At 68.6% G+C, this 15,581-nt stretch carries 18 protein-coding genes; 11 read left to right on the top strand and 7 right to left on the bottom strand.

Annotated features, from left to right (window positions below; translation table 11 throughout):
* Positions 1-128: 128 nt before the first annotated feature.
* A complete protein-coding gene (locus AC3WJT_RS11465) occupies positions 129-1,313 on the bottom strand; it encodes a deoxyguanosinetriphosphate triphosphohydrolase (protein WP_492343248.1) in 1,185 nt (394 codons plus the stop codon).
* Between the two features lie 79 nt (positions 1,314-1,392).
* On the opposite strand from AC3WJT_RS11465, the gene AC3WJT_RS11460 reads away from it, so the two are divergent.
* Together AC3WJT_RS11460 and AC3WJT_RS11455 are read left to right on the top strand one after the other, a co-directional pair.
* Positions 1,393-1,725 (top strand): HesB/IscA family protein, encoded by a 333-nt coding sequence (locus AC3WJT_RS11460; protein WP_492343247.1) that lies wholly within the window; start codon positions 1,393-1,395, stop codon positions 1,723-1,725.
* 25 nt (positions 1,726-1,750) lie between these two features.
* Positions 1,751-2,701, top strand: a complete 951-nt coding sequence (locus AC3WJT_RS11455; protein ID WP_492343246.1) for an alpha/beta hydrolase — start codon at positions 1,751-1,753, stop codon at positions 2,699-2,701.
* On the opposite strand, the gene AC3WJT_RS11450 is transcribed toward AC3WJT_RS11455, so the two are convergent.
* A complete protein-coding gene (locus AC3WJT_RS11450; RefSeq protein ID WP_492343245.1) occupies positions 2,683-3,021 on the bottom strand; it encodes a hypothetical protein in 339 nt (112 codons plus the stop codon). The genes AC3WJT_RS11455 and AC3WJT_RS11450 overlap by 19 nt on opposite strands.
* Positions 3,022-3,057: 36 nt before the next feature.
* On the opposite strand from AC3WJT_RS11450, the gene xth reads away from it, so the two are divergent.
* From xth to AC3WJT_RS11425, 5 genes are all read left to right on the top strand, one after another.
* Positions 3,058-3,837, top strand: coding sequence for an exodeoxyribonuclease III (gene xth / locus AC3WJT_RS11445; protein ID WP_492343244.1), 780 nt, complete (start codon positions 3,058-3,060; stop codon positions 3,835-3,837).
* Positions 3,838-3,980: 143 nt separating this feature from the next.
* A complete protein-coding gene (locus AC3WJT_RS11440) occupies positions 3,981-4,355 on the top strand; it encodes an EthD domain-containing protein (RefSeq protein ID WP_492343243.1) in 375 nt (124 codons plus the stop codon).
* 229 nt (positions 4,356-4,584) lie between these two features.
* Positions 4,585-5,232 (top strand): hypothetical protein, encoded by a 648-nt coding sequence (locus AC3WJT_RS11435; RefSeq protein WP_492343242.1) that lies wholly within the window; start codon positions 4,585-4,587, stop codon positions 5,230-5,232.
* A 58-nt stretch (positions 5,233-5,290) separates the two neighbouring features.
* Positions 5,291-5,977: an NnrU family protein gene (locus tag AC3WJT_RS11430; protein WP_492343241.1), complete on the top strand. Its 687-nt coding sequence runs from the start codon at positions 5,291-5,293 to the stop codon at positions 5,975-5,977.
* Between the two features lie 24 nt (positions 5,978-6,001).
* On the top strand, positions 6,002-6,442 hold the full coding sequence (locus tag AC3WJT_RS11425; protein WP_492343240.1) for a group II truncated hemoglobin: 441 nt from the start codon (positions 6,002-6,004) through the stop codon (positions 6,440-6,442).
* A gap of 3 nt (positions 6,443-6,445) precedes the next feature.
* Here the strand turns inward: AC3WJT_RS11425 and AC3WJT_RS11420 are convergent, their stop codons facing one another.
* The 5 genes from AC3WJT_RS11420 to AC3WJT_RS11400 form a co-directional block, all read right to left on the bottom strand.
* Positions 6,446-7,138: an aspartate/glutamate racemase family protein gene (locus AC3WJT_RS11420; RefSeq protein WP_492343239.1), complete on the bottom strand. Its 693-nt coding sequence runs from the start codon at positions 7,136-7,138 to the stop codon at positions 6,446-6,448.
* Positions 7,139-7,140: 2 nt separating this feature from the next.
* The gene (gene ilvD / locus AC3WJT_RS11415; RefSeq protein WP_492343238.1) at positions 7,141-8,871 is read right to left on the bottom strand and encodes a dihydroxy-acid dehydratase; all 1,731 of its coding nucleotides are present in this window, start codon (positions 8,869-8,871) and stop codon (positions 7,141-7,143) included.
* A gap of 61 nt (positions 8,872-8,932) precedes the next feature.
* A complete protein-coding gene (locus tag AC3WJT_RS11410; protein ID WP_492343237.1) occupies positions 8,933-10,048 on the bottom strand; it encodes a serine hydrolase domain-containing protein in 1,116 nt (371 codons plus the stop codon).
* Between the two features lie 3 nt (positions 10,049-10,051).
* Positions 10,052-10,528, bottom strand: a complete 477-nt coding sequence (locus tag AC3WJT_RS11405) for a glutathione peroxidase (RefSeq protein ID WP_492343236.1) — start codon at positions 10,526-10,528, stop codon at positions 10,052-10,054.
* Positions 10,529-10,662: 134 nt separating this feature from the next.
* Positions 10,663-11,562, bottom strand: a complete 900-nt coding sequence (locus AC3WJT_RS11400) for a Gfo/Idh/MocA family protein (protein ID WP_492343235.1) — start codon at positions 11,560-11,562, stop codon at positions 10,663-10,665.
* Positions 11,563-11,656: 94 nt separating this feature from the next.
* Here AC3WJT_RS11400 and AC3WJT_RS11395 point away from each other — a divergent pair, with 94 nt between their 5' ends.
* From AC3WJT_RS11395 to AC3WJT_RS11380, 4 genes are all read left to right on the top strand, one after another.
* Positions 11,657-12,658 carry an NADP-dependent oxidoreductase gene (locus AC3WJT_RS11395; RefSeq protein WP_492343234.1) on the top strand — a complete coding sequence of 334 codons (1,002 nt, stop codon included), beginning with the start codon at positions 11,657-11,659 and terminating at the stop codon, positions 12,656-12,658.
* Between the two features lie 184 nt (positions 12,659-12,842).
* Positions 12,843-13,748: a cobalamin biosynthesis protein CbiG gene (locus AC3WJT_RS11390; protein ID WP_492343233.1), complete on the top strand. Its 906-nt coding sequence runs from the start codon at positions 12,843-12,845 to the stop codon at positions 13,746-13,748.
* An 81-nt stretch (positions 13,749-13,829) separates the two neighbouring features.
* A complete protein-coding gene (locus AC3WJT_RS11385; protein ID WP_492343232.1) occupies positions 13,830-15,080 on the top strand; it encodes a DUF418 domain-containing protein in 1,251 nt (416 codons plus the stop codon).
* Positions 15,077-15,556 carry a DUF4188 domain-containing protein gene (locus AC3WJT_RS11380; RefSeq protein WP_492343231.1) on the top strand — a complete coding sequence of 160 codons (480 nt, stop codon included), beginning with the start codon at positions 15,077-15,079 and terminating at the stop codon, positions 15,554-15,556. Before AC3WJT_RS11385 ends, AC3WJT_RS11380 begins: the two co-directional genes overlap by 4 nt.
* Positions 15,557-15,581: the final 25 nt, after the last annotated feature.

Raw genomic sequence — 15,581 nt, 5'->3', positions numbered from 1 at the left:
GACCGGTCGTCGCGGCGAATCGCGCACCGACGCCGTCCAGTCTACCGAAGCGCGGCCCGAGGCCGCCAGCCGCCCAAGATCGCTACCGAACGGTTAATTTGAGGTTTCCGAAGGGTTAACCCGCGACCTCAGCTCCAGGCTTCCAGCTGGAACAGCCGCCGGTGTTCCTCGATGGCGAACCGGTCGGTCATGCCGGCGATGTAGTCGCAGACCACCCGCGCCCGGGCGCTGTCGTCGCAGTTCTGCGACAGCACGAACCATTCGCCGGGCAGCACCTCCGGCTCGGCATGGAACAGCGAGAACATGTCGGCGAGGATCCGCTTGGCCTGGCTGCGGGTGCGGTTGACCTTCCAGTGACGGTACATCCGTTCCATCAGGAAGGCGCGCAGCCGGGCGAGGTCTTCCAGCATCTCCGGCGAGAACGCCACCAGGGCGTGGTCGAGGCCGCGGACGTCGTCCGGCGAGGCGACGCCGGTGGCTTTCGCCCGGCGCAGGGTCTCGCCCATGACGTCGTCGATCATCGCCCCGATCATCCGCCGCACGGCCTCGAGCCGCGTCAGATGGTCATCGAGGCCGGGGCGCTCGGCCTTCACGCCGTGCAGGATCGGGCCGATCAGCGGCACGTCGAGCAGTTCGTTGAGACCGAACAGCCCCGCCTGCACGCCGTCATCGACGTCGTGGTTGTTGTAGGCGATGTCGTCGGCGATCGCGGCGACCTGGGCCTCCGCCGACGCCCAGCTGTCGAGCCGGAGCGGCCAGTCGGCGTCAAACGCGCTGACCATGCCCCAGGAAGGCCGGTCCAGTTTCCCGGTCACCGGCCCGTTGTGCTTGATGACCCCTTCGAGCGTCTCCCAGGTGAGGTTCAGCCCCTCGAAGTCGGGATAGCGGTGCTCGAGCTTGGCCACGACCCGGAAGGTCTGGACGTTGTGATCGAAGCCGCCCCACGGCTTCATGCTGTCGTCGAGCTGGTCCTCGCCCGCATGGCCGAACGGCGGATGACCCAGGTCGTGCGCCAGCGCCACCGTCTCAGCGAGATCATTGTCCAGCCCAAGCGCAGTGGAGATCGACCGGGCGATCTGCGCCACCTCCAGCGAGTGGGTCAGGCGCGTGCGGTAGTGATCGCCTTCGTGCGCCACGAAAACCTGGGTCTTCTCCTTGAGCCGTCGAAAGGCGGTGCAGTGGATGATCCGGTCGCGGTCGCGCGCAAACGGCGTGCGGGTGCGGCTCTCGGGACCCGGGTGCCGGCGTCCCTTGGAGTACAGGGGATTTTCGGCATAGGCCGCGCGCGGCGGCGGCTGGAATGGTTGCGGCATTGAGCAGCCTGAATTCGATCGCCCCTTTCCCCGGGGCGCGGGGTTGCACATATAGGACCTGAGGAAGTTTTCCACAGCCATGACCGACACCGCCGTAACCCTGTCCGAACAAGCCGCCCGCCGGATTCGCACGATTGGCGAAGCCGAGGGCCGCGCCCTGATGCTGCGTGTCGCCGTCGACGGGGGCGGCTGCTCGGGCTTCCAGTACCGCTTCGACCTGGTCGAGGGCGGCGACGCTGAGGACCTGCGGGTCGAGCGGGACGGCGCCACCGCGCTGGTCGACCCGATGTCGCTGGGCCTGCTCAAGGGCTCGGTGATCGACTTCGTCGACGAGCTGGCCAGCGCCGAGTTCAAGATCCGCAACCCCAACGCCCGGTCCAGCTGCGGCTGCGGCGTGAGCTTCTCCATCTGATCACCAGCCCCCGGGGGAAATCGACATGCTGGCAGCCCTGTTGATGGCCGCGGCCGTCGCGACCGCCCCCGTCCAGACCTTCGTTGACGTTCCCGGCGCGCCCGGTCCCCTGAAGGGCACCATGCTGGCGCCCGCCGACGGGCCGAAGGGCCCTGTGGTGCTGATCCTGGCGGGCTCGGGACCGACCGATCGCGACGGCGACAACCCGCTGGGCGTCAAGGGCGCGACCTATCGCCTGCTGGCCGAAGGTCTGGCGGCGCGGGGCGTCACCACCGTTCGCGTCGACAAACGCGGCATGTTCGCCAGCGGAACGGCGGCGGCGGATCCCAACGCGGTCACCGTCGAGGACCTGGCCCGCGACGCCCATGACTGGGCGACGAAGATCCGGGCAGAGACCGGCGCGCCCTGCGTCTGGCTGCTGGGCCACAGCGAAGGCTCGCTGGTCGCGTTGATCGCCGCGCAGACCCCCAGGGATATCTGCGGCCTGGTGCTGGCCGCCGCGCCCGGCCGGCGGCTGAGCGAGGTCATCCGCGAGCAGCTGACCTCGAACCCCGCCAATGCGCCGGTCCTGCCGCAGGCGATGGCCGCGCTCGATGCGCTCGAAGCCGGCAGGACGGTCGACACGACCGGCATGCATCCCGGCCTGCTCGGCCTGTTCCGGCCCGCTGTGCAGGGCTTCCTGATCGTGATGTTCCGGCAGGACCCCGCAAAGCTCGCGGCGGCCTACAAGGGGCCCGTTCTGATCCTGCAGGGCGACGCCGATATCCAGGTCCAGGTGGCGGACGCCAACCTCCTCGCCGCCGCAAACCCGGCCGCGAAGCTGGTTATCCTGCCGGGCATGAACCACATCCTGAAACAGGGCGCACGCGACCGCGCCGCCACCGTGGCCAACTACGCGGACCCGTCATTGCCCCTGGCCCCGGGCGTGGTCGACGCCATCGCGACCTTCGTGAAGGGTCAGCCGGGAACGAACTGAAGCACGACGATAATCGCGACGGCCCAGATCAGCGGGGCGCTCATCAGCGCCCAGGCTTGGGTCTCCTTCTCGCGCCGCCAGTAAATCCAGGCGACGAACGGCGCCACGATACAGACGATCCAGAACCCGATCATCAACAGAAACCCGATCCATGCCAACGGGTTGAGCAGGTTTCCTCGACCGTCGAAGATCAGCGGCGAGAACAGGGCCCCGATCGCGCCGAGCGGCATCAGACCGGCGCACAGACCCGTCGCCACGACCAGCAGCGCCTGCCGGGTGCGTCGATCAATCACCTCGTTGGTCTTGAGCGCCTTCGCCATGAGCCCTAGCCTCCCCCGCCGCAGCCGGAGCCGTCAATGCGACTCGCCACCTGGAACGTGAATTCGATCAATGCTCGCCTGGAAACGGTGCTGGGCTGGTTCGAGGAGGCGTCGCCGGACGTCGCCGTCCTGCAGGAAATCAAATGCATCGACGATAAGTTCCCCGCCGAGGCGTTCGAGCGGCTGGGCTACAACGTCGCCGTCCACGGCCAGAAGACCTACAACGGCGTGGCGATGCTCTCGAAGACGCCGATGGAGGATATCCGTCGCGGCCTGCCCGGTGACGACGCCGACGAGCAGGCCCGCTACATCGAGGCGGTGATCTCCGGCCCCAGTCCGGTCCGGGTCGCCGGCATCTACCTGCCCAACGGCAATCCGGTCGGCACCGAGAAGTTCGCCTACAAGCTGGCCTGGATGGCGCGGCTGCAGGCGCATGCAACCGAACTGCTGCGCTACGAAGAGCCGCTGGTGATCGCCGGCGACTACAATGTCATTCCCCGGCCGGAAGACGCCGACAAGCCCGAAGGCTGGCTGGGCGACGCCCTGTTCCAGCCGGAGAGCAAGGCGGCCTGGCGCGCACTGCAGAACCTCGGCCTGACCGACGCCTTCATGCAGATGGACGGCAGCGCCGGCGAATACACCTTCTGGGACTATCAGGCCGGCGCCTGGCCCCGGAACCACGGTATCCGCATCGACCACGCCCTGCTCTCGCCCCAGGCTGCGGACCGACTGACCGGCTTCGAGATCCATCGCGACGTCCGCGGCCGGGAAAAGCCGTCGGACCACGTTCCGGTCGTTGTGGAGTTGAATATCTAGATCCTCCCCATCGGGGGAGGTGGACCGGCTCAGCCGGGCCGGAGGGGGTCCGCTCAGATCTCGGCCGGCGTTTCGGATGACCCCCTCAGTCGGCTTCGCCGACAGCTCCCCCGATGGGGAGCATCCAGATAGGACTCTGCCCTGTGATCAAGCTGACCTTCTGCCTCACCCGCCTGCCCGGATTCACGCGCGAGGCCTTCCAGGACTACTGGCTCAATACCCACGCCCCGCTGGTCGCAAGCGTGAAGGCGCCCCTGCGAATCCGGCGCTACGTCCAGATGCACAGCCTGCCAGTCGAGATGAGTGCGGACACCCGCGCCTCGCGCGGCGGTCCGGAGGGCTACGACGGCGTAGCTGAGCTCTGGTGGGACAGTTTCGAGGATCTCGCCGCCAACGCCGCCGACCCCGCCGCCCGCGAGGCCGGGCGGATGCTGCTTGAAGACGAGAAGCGGTTCATCGATCTGACAAGGTCGCCCCTGTGGTGGGGCGAAGAGCGCGAGATCATCGCCACGCGATAATGTGAGCGACCGCTCACTTTTTGCTTGCGCGCCGGCCGGCGCCCGGATAGTGAGTGAATGCTCACATTCTGGAGAGATCAGATGCGCTCGTTCACCTACCCCGAGTTCTGCGCCGCCCTCGCCGGCGCGACACGCCCCGCCCGCAGCGGCCGCGCCGCCGTCCGCAAGCCCGCCTCCCGGGCCCCGCGGAAGGGCTGACGCCGTCCGGGACTCCCGCTAGCGTGGCGCCATGACCGACATGGCGCGCCTGTTTCTGCTTCTGGGGATCGCCGGCGCCGCCGTGACCTTCATCGGCAGTCTGGCGCTGTGGTTTCTCGACGAGCCCCGCCGTATCCGCCGGGCGCTGCGCCGGGTGCTGAAGAGCGAACCGGAGGCCATGGTGCTGGCCCAGGGCCGTGGGCGGGGCGCGGGCTTCTCGTTCGAGACCGGCCTCGCCGCCGTCGCCTGGGATCGGGGCGCCTGGTGCCTGATCTACCGCATCGACGAACTGATCGGCGCCGAACTGGTCATCGACGGCCAGGTGGCGGCGCGGGTCTATCGGGGCGAGCCGCGTCGGGCGCTGGAACAGCGGGTGTCCTCCGCCGACCAGGTCACCCTGCGGCTGATCTTCGATGATCCGCGAAACCCCGACTTCGATCTCGACCTGTGGCTCCGGGGCGACGAGGCCCGCCGCGACGACTGGTCGCCGCAGGCCGCGATTCAGGAGGCCAACCGCTGGCTGGCCCGCGCCGAAGCCATCCTGCGCCGACCGCCCGCCGCCCGACCGGCCCCGGTCGTCGCCGCGCCGCCCCCGCCTCCCCGCCCGGAGCCGGCGGAGGAAGACCCGCCCTGGGATGACGACGAAGACGATGACGGCGAGCCACCCCGACTTCTATAATTGACAGCGTAAATTTATGAGCGCACCTTCCCCGGATCGACCCTTGGGGAGGATCGTCATGACCAGTCTCATCGCCGCCGCCGTCTTCTTTGTGCTCCTGCATCTGCTGGTGTCAGGCACCGCCCTGCGTGGGGTTATCGTCAAGGCCGTCGGCGAAGGCGCCTTCATGGGCCTGTTTTCGCTGGCGTCGGTCGCCGGCCTCGTCTGGCTGGGCATGGCCTATGGCGAGGCGCGCGGCTCCGGCGCCCTCTACTGGGACCTCGGTCCGGGCGCGAAGCACGGCGCCATGGCCCTCGTCCTGCTGGGCTTTCTCCTCCTCGTCACGGGCATCCTGACGCCCAACCCGACGGGCGTGAAACAGGAGGGCGCGCTCGACAAGCCAGACCCCGCGAAGGGCATCCTTCGACTGACGCGGCATCCGTTTCTGTGGGGCGTCGCGATCTGGGCGCTGGCGCATCTGCTGGCGAACGGCGACGCGCCGAGCGTGATCCTGTTCGGCGCCCTGCTGGCCCTGGCCCTGTCGGGCGGCGCGAGCATCGACGCCAAGCGCGGCAAAGCGCTGGGCCCGAAGTACGCCGCCTTCGTCGCCCAGACTTCCAACGTCCCGTTCGCCGCGATCCTGGCCGGCAAGCAGAAGCTGTCGCTCGGCGAGATCGGCTGGTGGCGGCTGCTGCTGGCGGTGGTGATCTACGCCGCCCTGCTCTGGGGCCACCCGTTCCTGTTCGGGGTCAATCCGCTCGGCTGAGCCCCTCGGGAATGATCCTGGTCAATGATCGCCTGCCCCCCGCTACGGCAGGTCTCGATCATGGCCAGGACCGACACGATCGAACTTCCCACCGCTTCACCTTACGACCGGCTGGGCGGCGCGCCGGCCCTGCGACGGCTGGTCGACGCCTTCTATGACGCCATGGACCGGGATCCGGCCGCCGCCGGCATCCGCGCCATGCATGAGCCCGATCTGGATCCGATCCGCGACAAGCTGTTCGACTGGCTGAGCGGCTGGGCCGGCGGGCCGGCGGTCTACAATGCCCGCCCTGACCGGACCTGCATCATGTCGGCCCATGCGCCCTACGCCATCGGGCCGGCGGAACGGGACCAGTGGATGGCCTGCATGCGCACCGCCCTGGCCAGCCTGGAGCTCGGAGATGATGTCCGAGTGATGTTCGACGCCGCCTTCAGCCGCCTGTCGGACGGCCTGCGCAACCGCTGAGCGTCAGTCCAGGGCGAAGGCCAGCGCCGCGCGCGCGTGGATTTCCGCCGTATCGAACACGGGCAGCGCCGACTCCTCCGGCGTGGCCAGCAGGCCCAGCTCCGTACAGCCGAAGATGACCGCGTCGGCGCCCTGGTCACGCCTCGCCGCTGCGATCATGGCCAGCATGGTCGCCTTCGATTCCGGCAGGAACTTCCCGACCACCAGCTCGTCGAAGATGATCCGGTGCAGCTCGTCGCGCTCGGCCTTGTCCGGGATCACGGTCCCGACGCCCAGACCCGTAAGGTGATCGCGCAGGAACGGCATCTCCATCGTGTAGCGGGTGCCGAGCAGCAGGGGCCGGGTCGCGCCCGCCGCCTTCAGGGCGCTCGCCGTGGCGTCACCGATATGGATGAGCGGCAGCGAGACCGCCGCCCGAACCTGGGCGGCCACAATGTGCATCGTGTTGGCCCCGATCAGCAGGCAGTCAGCCCCGCCGGCCTCGACCTGCTTCGCAGCGGCGACCAGATGCCTCGCCACATCGTCCCAGCGACCGTCCGCCGCCGCCGCTTCGACCGGCGCGAAATCGACCGAGGCGATCACCATTTTCGCCGAATGCCGCCCGCCCAACCGGTCCCGGACCATGCGGTTGAGCTGCTGGTAGTAGTAGGCCGTGCTTTCCCAACTGACGCCGCCGATCAGGCCGATGGTCTTCATCGTCACAGATCGGCGTAGACGTGCCGCTCCCCGGCGAAGCCCGGATGCGTGACGGCGCCAAGGTGCGCGGGACCGACCAGCTGGGCGAACTTCCAGATCGCGCCGTTGCCATACTGGGTCTCGCGCGGCTTCCAGGCGGCCTTGCGGGCGGCGAGCTCCTCGTCGCTGACCTCGACGTCGATCGTGCCTTTCGTAGCGTCGATGTTGATGATGTCGCCGTCCCGGACCAGAGCGATCGGACCGCCAAGCGCCGCTTCGGGACCCACGTGACCGATGCACAGACCGCGCGTGGCGCCGCTGAACCGGCCGTCGGTGATCAGGGCGATATTGCTGACGCCCTGACCGTAGAGCGCGGCCGTGGTCGAGAGCATCTCGCGCATGCCGGGGCCGCCCCTGGCGCCCTCGTAGCGGATGACCAGCACGTCGCCTTCCTTGTAGTCGCGCGCCTCGACGGCGGCGAAGCAGGCGTCCTCGCCGTCGAACACCCGGGCCGGGCCGCGGTGCACCTGGTGCGCCAGCCCGGCGACCTTCACGATGCAGCCCTCGGGCGCCAGGTTGCCGTAGAGCCCGACAAGGCCGCCGGTGGGCGAAAGCGGATTGCTGATCGGCCGGATAACGTCCTGGTCGTCGCGCCAGACCACGTCGGCCAGGTTCTCGGCCAGGGTCTTTCCGGTGACGGTCATGACGTCGCCATGGAGATAGCCGCCCTCGAGCAGGGTCTTGAGCAGCATCGGCACGCCGCCGGCCTCGCCCATGTCCTTGGCCACGAACCGGCCGCCGGGCTTGAGATCGGCGATATAGGGGGTCCGCGCGGCGATCTCGGCGAAGTCCTTCAGGGTGAAGTCGACGCCGCACTCATGGGCCATGGCCGGCAGATGCAGGCCGCCATTCGTCGAACCGCCGGTCGCGGCGACGACCACGGCGGCGTTCTCGAAGGCCTTGCGGGTGCAGATGTCACGCGGGCGAATGTTCTTTTCGATCAGTCGCATGACCGCCTCACCTGATGCGATGGCATAGGCGTCCCGGTCGAGATAGGGCGCCGGCAGCGAGGCCGACAGCGGCAGCGCCAGGCCGATGGCCTCCGACACACAGGCCATGGTGTTGGCGGTGAACATCCCGCCACAGGCGCCGTCGCCCGGACAGGCATGCTGCTCGACCTGACACAGGCGCTCTTCGGTGATGGTCCCGGCGGAAAACTGGCCGACGGCCTCGAACACGTCCTGGACCGTCAGGTCCTTGCCATCGAGGCGGCCCGGCAGGATCGAACCGCCGTAGAGGAAAACGCTGGGCACGTTGAGGCGCAGCATCGCCATCATCATTCCCGGCAGCGACTTGTCGCAGCCCGCGACGCCCACGAGCGCGTCATAGCCGTGGCCGCGCATGGTCAGCTCGACCGTGTCGGCGATGGCGTCGCGGCTGACCAGCGAGCTACGCATGCCCTCATGGCCCATGGCGATGCCGTCGGTGACGGTGATGGTGCAGAACTCGCGCGGCGTGCCGCCGGCCTTCTTCACGCCCTCCGCGACCGCATGCGCCTGGCGCATCAGGGTCGTGTTGCAGGGCGCCGCCTCGTTCCAGCAGCTGGCCACGCCGACGAACGGCTGGGCGATCTCCCGCGTACCGAGGCCCATGGCGTAATAGTAGGAGCGATGCGGCGCGCGGGCCGGGCCCTCGGTCACATGCCGGCTGGGCAGTTTCGACTTGTCCCAGCTTCCGTCCGGCTTCCTGGCCATGGTCCCGCGCTCCTCGTTGCGGGCAACCGGTTAGCGCAGCAGGCCGCGCGACGGAAGAGGCTCAGGCCAGGAAGGCGTCAGCGATCCGCTGGGCGGGCTGCAGGGGATCGACGTCGATCTGGCCGAGGTTGGTCAGGACCGTCACCGCCAGCGCCTCGTCCGGCAGCATCATGACGATCGACCGGCCGCCGACAATGCTGCCGGCATGCCAGGCGCGGCGACGCCCCTGCCCGTCCGTGTCGACCTCCCAGGCGATGCCGAAATTGCCGCCGCCGGGCGTCCGGGCGCGATTGACCGTGAACATCTCCGCGCGGGCCTCGGGGCCCAGATAGCCGGGCCGGGTCAGGGCGCCGCAGAAGCGCACCACGTCCGGCGCCGCGCCCAGCAGGCCGCCGGCCGGCCACTTGTAGGCTGGGTTGATCGGCGGGCAGCGGATGATGTTGGTCAGGTCCGGATAGACCGGCTGGTAGTCGCTGACCCGGCTCGCCACCGGGACGCCGCGCACTTCCGGCGCGATGCTGGCCAGGGCGAGCGGACGGGTGACCTCCTCCGACAGCAGACGGGGAAACGACTTGCCCGTCGCGGACTCCAGAACGGCGCCGAGCAGCACGTAGCCGAAGCTGGAATACCGCATCACCTCGCCGGGAGGGGCGATCAGCGGATCATTGATGAAGATCGCCAGCCTGTCTTCGGTGCGAAGGTAGGTGCGGCTGTCGATCGCGCCGCCGGGCGCCGCAGGGTCGACGTCCCTTGGAATGTAGTGACGGATCCCCGCCTGATGGCTGGCGAGCTGGCGCAGCGTGGTGTTCTGGTGGGCCGGCGGCAGGTCCGGGCGATAGCGGCTGATCGGGGCGTCCAGGTCGATGACGCCCTGCTCCGCCAGGCGCATGACCAGCGCGCCGGTCATCACCTTGGAGACGCTGGCCAGCCGGAACCGGTCCTCGGACGTCGCCGGCAAGCGCGCCTCGAGATCGGCCATGCCGAACGCCTCGCTCCAGACCAGCCCGCCGTCATGCCAGACCGACACGGACGCCGCCGGGAACGGCGCGCGCGCCATCAGCTCGCCTGCGACCGCCCGCGCGCGATCAGCCGCACCCGTCTGCGCCCGCGCCAGGCCGGGGCCTGCGAGCGTCAGGGCGGCCGGGACCGCCAGAAGGGAGCGCCTGGAGATCTCCACCGCCTACAGCGCGCCCTCGATCGCGGCTTTCAGCTCGGCGTCGTCCGGCGTGGTGCGCGGGCCGAACACGTTGATCAGCGTCCCGTCCTTGCCGACCAGCAGCTTGTGGAAGTTCCACACCGGCTCCGCCGGCTCGCCGACCGCCGACACCGCCCACTTGTAGAACGGGTGCGCGCCGTCGCCCTTGACATCGACCTTGCTGGTCATAGGGAAGTCGACGCCGAAATTGGTGCGGCAGAATGCCTGGATATCAGCCTCGGAGCCCGGCTCCTGCCCGGCGAACTGGTTGCAGGGCACGCCCAGCACCACCAGCCCCTGGTCGCGGTAGTCCCTGTAGAGCTGCTCGAGCCCGTCGTACTGCGGCGTCAGCCCGCAGGCGCTGGCCACATTGACCACCAGCACCACCTTGTCCCTGAAGGTCGTCATCGGCAGCGCCGACCCGTCGATGGCGGTGAAGTCGTAGTCGTAGGCGGTGGTCATGCGAGGGGCTCCGGAAGCTCTATGCAACTATAGCTGCGACCCGCGCGATCACGAAGACCAATGCCCCATCACCTGTTCGCGTGGGGGAGTGCTGTCCGCAACAGGTCGAAAGCAGGCGCTCGATCCGACCGATCTCAGAACCCCGCCGCCTGCTCCACCGCGAGCGCGAGATCCAGCGCCCTCGCCGCTTCCTCGCCCGTCACCACCGGCCGTGGCGACAATCCGCGCACCGCGGCGACGAACCCGGCCACGCTGGTCCCCAAGGGATCCTGGCCGGCAGGCGTCTCGGTGAACGCCTCGTTCAGCGCAAACGGCGTGGAGTTGCTGAAGGCGCGAGTGACGAAGTCGATTTCCAGCACGCCGGAGGGATAGACGATGCGCATGGTCCGCTCGCGGGCCTCGGCGTTGCGGGCGGCGGTGAAGATGGCGGTGAAGCCGTCGCCGAAGGTCGCCTCGGCGCGGATCGCCTCCTCGTCGCCCTCGGCCTCCACGGCCAGCGGCTCGGCGTCGGTCAGCGACAGGGCCAGATCGATGTCGTGGATCATCAGGTCGAGCACCACCGAGACGTCGCGGCTGCGATCGGACCGCGGGCCCTTGCGCACGGCCTCGAGCAGCAGGGGCTTCTCCGGGATATCGAGCAGGCCCATAGCCTGGGACACCACCCGCTCCTGATGGCCACAGGCCAGCACCAGGCCGCGCTTCGCCGCTTCGGCGATCAGCCTGTCGGCGTCCTCGAGCGTCGTGGCCAGGGGCTTCTCCACATAGACCGGCTTGCCCGCCTTCAGGCAGGCCAGCGCCGTCGCCGCATGGGTCGTGCCCGGCGAGGCGACGGTTACGATATCGACCGCCGCCAGCAGGGCGTCGAGATCGCCGAAGGCCGTCACGCCGAGCTTGTCGGCCAGCGCCTGGCAGCGCGCCGGATCGACGTCGAAGATGCCGATCAGCTCGACGCTGTCCATCTGGGCATACTTGTTGGCGTGAAAGCCGCCGAAGACGCCGGACCCGACGACTCCGGCCTTGAGAACCTGTTCCATGCGGCGGTTCTAGCGCGCTTCTTCGCCTTCCGCGAGGTTCGGAAACGCGCTAAACGCCCGTTTGAAATTACAGAGAAAACCGGGAGAAACGCCTATGACGACCTCGCGCGAGATTCGCCTCAAGAGCCGCCCCGTCGGCGTGCCGACCGCCGACAACTTCGAACTGGCGACCGTCGAACTGCCCGCGCCCGGCGCCGGCGAGATCCAGGTGCGCAACACCTGGATGACCGTCGACCCCTACATGCGCGGCCGCATGAACGACGTGAAGAGCTACAGCCCGCCGTTCCAGTTGGGCAAGGTGATGGACGGCGGCGCGGTCGGCGAGGTGATCGCCTCCAATGACCCGTCGTTCGCCGTCGGCGACCTGGTCCAAAGCGGCTTCGGCTGGCGCGAGGCGTTCAACGCCCCGGCCTCGGCCGTGCAGAAGCTGAATACCTTCGGCCTGCCGCCGCAAACCTTCCTGGGTATCGCCGGCATGCCCGGCATGACCGCCTGGGTCGGCCTGCTGAAGATCGCCGCGCTGAAGGACGGCGACGTCGTCTTCGTGTCTGGCGCGGCCGGCGCCGTGGGTTCGGTCGTGGTGCAGATCGCCAAGATCAAGGGCCACACAGTCATCGGCTCGGCCGGCGGCGCGGAGAAGGTCGCCTTCCTCAAGTCGATCGGTTGCGATGAGGTCATCGACTACAAGGCCGAGACGGACCTGACCGCCGCCCTCGCCCGCGTCGCGCCCAAGGGCATCGACGTCTATTTCGAGAACGTCGGCGGCGAGCATATGGACGCGGCGATCGCCAACGCCCGCCCGTTCGCCCGCTTCGCCCTGTGCGGCATGATCAGCCAGTACAACTCGACCGGCGAGATGCACGGCACGAAGAACCTGATCCAGGCGGTCGGAAAGAGCCTGAAGCTGGAAGGCTTCATCGTCTCCAACCACTTCCAGCACATGCCGGAGTTCCTGCAGGACATGTCCGGCTGGATCAACGACGGCAAGCTGAAGTGGACCGAGACCATCGACGAGGGCATCGAGAACGCCCCCGGCGCCTTCCTCAAGCTGTTCAAGGGCGAGAACACCGGCAAGATGCTGGTGAAGCTGAGCTAGCAAGCCCGGGGACATATACCGAAGGTACGTGTCCCCTAAAGCAGGCCGTTCGACTGGGGGACACGTACCTGCGGTACATGTCCCCGACGGCGCCTTCATCACGAACGCGCGGGTTGTGAAGCCCGCGCTTCCTACGGCGGCCCGCGAAGGCTAAAAGCCCCGCCAATCTTTGGAGGGATAGCCCGTGTCGCGCCTTTTCAGCGCCTATGTGATGGTCGACTGGAGCGCCGCCGCCGCACCGCGGACGGGCAAGGATTCCATCTGGATCGGCGTCATCAAGCGCGACATTCGCTTTCGCCCGACCTTCGAGGCGTTCAATCCGGCCACGCGCGACGAGGCGATGAAGGCGCTCGGCGACATCCTCGCCGACCTGCGTCGCCGCAACGAGCGGGTGCTGGTCGGGTTTGACTTCGCGCTGGGCTATCCGGAAGGCACGGCCGCGAAGCTGGCGCTGAAGTCGCCGGACTGGAGCGGCCTGTGGGCGTTCATGGCCTCGAACGTCGTCGACAAGCCGACCAACGTGAACAATCGCTTCGCTGTCGCCGCCAAGATGAACCGGCTGATGACCGACCAGCCCTGGCCGTTCTGGGGCTGTCCGGCCAATGACGCCCAGCGCTGGCTGACGACCACCAAGCCGGAGGCGGACGCCAGCGGCCTGCCGCAACTGCGTCGCGCCGAGAAGCTGACCCAGGGCAAGGGCAAGTCCGGCGCGAAGACCGTCTGGCAGGTGTTCGGCAACGGCACCGTCGGAAGCCAGGCGATCGTCGGCATCCCGCGCGTCAAGGCGCTGGCCGACCAGATGGGCGACAAGGCGAAGGTCTGGCCGTTCCAGACCGGCTGGAAGACCCTGACGCCGGCCGATGTCGAGGGCCTCGAGGCCGTGTTCGCCGAGGTCTACCCGGCGCTGGTCGAGGCCCGGCCCGAGCCCGGCGAGGTTCCCGACCGCGCCCAGGTGCGGGCGCTGTGCGAGCATTTCCTCAAGCTCGACGAGGCCGGCGATCTCGGCGCCGCCTTCGGTCCCGGCGCAGGCGCCGAGCCGGAAGTGGTCGCGGTGGTCGAGGCCGAAGAAGGCTGGATCCTCGGCGTCTGACCCAAATCCAGCGGCGCGGCGATTGACTTCCGCCGGCCGCCGTTCACCCTCCCCGCATCATCGCCCTGGGGAGGCGCGCCGATGACCACCACGACTGAACGCTTCGGATCCATCGACGCCGTGCGCGGCTTCGCGGTGCTGGGCATCCTGCTGATGAACATCGTCGGCATGGGGATGCCGACGTTCGCCTACGTCGATCCGACCTACTACGGCGACCTGACCGGCGCCAATTTCTGGGTGTGGGCGGTCAACTTCGTCGTCACCGACGGCAAGATGCGGGCGCTGTTCACCATGCTGTTCGGGGCCAGCATGCTGCTGATCGCCGACCGGGCGGAGGGGCGGACGCCGGGACCGGCCGGGACCCACTACCGGCGGGTGTTCTGGCTGTTCGTCATCGGCATGATCCACGCCTACTTCCTGTTCTTCGGCGACATCCTGGTCTGCTACGCCATCGCCGGCGCGATTGCGTTCGGCTTCCGCAAGCTGGGGCCGCGCGCACTGATCCTGCTGGGCGCGCTCATCCTGGCGGGGCTGCTGGCGTACAAGATCATCGACGCGCAGCACCTCCAGGCCCTGCAGGCGGCGGTCGCGGCGAACACCGCAGACGCCGCCCAGCTCGCCCAGTGGAAGGAGGCGCAGCTGTTCCTGAACGCCCCGGCGGAGATGGGGGCCACGGAAATCGTCAAGATGCGTGGCGGCTTCCTCGACGCGCTGGAGAGCCGGGCTTACGCGGCGCTGATCGTCCAGCTGGGCTATCTGCCGTTCGACGCGATCCCGGAGGCCGTCGGCCAGATGCTGATCGGCGCGGGCCTGTTCCGGCTGGGGTTCTTCACCCTCGGCTGGTCCAGCCGGGCCTACGGCGCGATGATCGCGGTCGGCTACCTGGTCGGCGTCCCGGTGACGGCCTGGCTTTGCTGGTCGACTGTCGCGGCCGACTTCGAACCGGTTCGGCAGCACAGCCTGTTCGTGCTCACGGCCGCCCCCCGCCCGTTTATCGCCCTGGCTCACGCCGCCGTGCTGATGCTGGTCATCCGGACCGGCGCGCTGAAGGTGCTCACCAACCGGCTGGAAGCCGCCGGGCGGATGGCGTTCAGCAACTACCTGATGACCTCGATCATCACGACGCTGGTCTTCTGCGGCTTCGGCCTGGGGCTCTACGGCCAGCTGGAGCGGCATGAGCTCTACTATGTGGTGCTGGGCGTCTGGGCCTTCATCCTGATCTGGAGCAAGCCGTGGCTGGCGGCCTTCCACTACGGCCCGTTCGAGTGGGTCTGGCGGTCGCTGGTGATGTGGAAGCCACAGCCCTTCCTGAAGCGGAGCCCCGCCGCGTGACCGCGATCCGCGCCGAGCGCCTCTGCGCCGAGATGGACGGCGAGTTCGTCGTGTTCCTGATCGGCATGCGGATCAACAAGCTGTGGAAGGTCGCCAGCTGGCTGCCGGTCGTCCGGGCCATGCCCAGGATGCTGATTGAGCTGTCGAAGAAGCCGGAGCTGGGCCTGCTCCACTTCCGCAGCCATTTCGGCCTGCGCAACATCGTCGTCACGCAGTACTGGCGCAGCTTCGAGCTGCTGGAGGCCTACGCGAAGGCCGCGGACGCCGCCCACCTGCCGGCCTGGCAGGCGTTCAACAAGGCCGTCGGCAGCAACGGCGACGTCGGCATCTGGCACGAGACCTACGTCATCCGGCCCGGCCAGTACGAGAACGTCTACAACAACATGCCGCCGTTCGGCCTCGGCGCCGCCGGGACCCTGGTCGAGGCCAGGGGTCACCGCAAGGCGGCGCGGGACCGGCTGAAGGCCACGACATAGGGGACATGTACCGCAGGTACGTGTC

This window comes from Caulobacter sp. FW305-C-30-S16 (genome assembly GCF_058783025.1).
This window is presented reverse-complemented; position numbering and strand designations above follow the sequence as displayed.